The organism is Desulfobulbus alkaliphilus, from assembly GCF_016918545.1.
GTDB classification, from domain to species: domain Bacteria; phylum Desulfobacterota; class Desulfobulbia; order Desulfobulbales; family Desulfobulbaceae; genus Desulfobulbus; species Desulfobulbus alkaliphilus.
Genome location: NZ_JAFFQC010000335.1, coordinates 1 through 417, shown reverse-complemented (window position 1 = coordinate 417; position 417 = coordinate 1). Strand labels below are relative to the sequence as shown.

Genomic DNA, 417 nt, shown 5'->3' with positions numbered 1-417 from the left:
GTCGAGGGCCAGCGGGCCGGCTTCGTCGCCGCCGGTGATGCAGGCGCTCGCGGCGCCCAGGGCCTGGGCCTGCCAGGCCACGGCGCCGTCGCCCACCAGCCGCGTGGCCTCGCGGCGGTTGGGCGTGGCGACGCTGGCGCGCGGCAGCAGCTCCTCGCGGTAGGCGCGCATCAGGGCCTCGTCGGCGAAGCCGGCGCCGGTGGACGCGCGCAGCACCGGGTCCACGACAAGGGCCACCGGCCGCTGCGTGCGCAGCCGGTCCACCCAGCGGGTGACAGCGCGCAGCTGGGCCACGCCGCCGAGCAGACCGGTCTTGATCGCCACCGGCGGCAGGTCATCGGCCAGCGCGGCGAGCTGGGCGTCGAGCTGCTCGGGCGGCACCGGAAACACCGCGTCGACCGCGACGCTGTTCTGCGC

At 77.7% G+C, this 417-nt stretch carries 1 protein-coding gene; it reads right to left on the bottom strand.

The window, feature by feature from the left end:
* The coding region (locus tag JWG43_RS18820; RefSeq protein ID WP_205244437.1) for a bifunctional hydroxymethylpyrimidine kinase/phosphomethylpyrimidine kinase at positions 1 to 417 on the bottom strand (417 nt) is incomplete at both ends.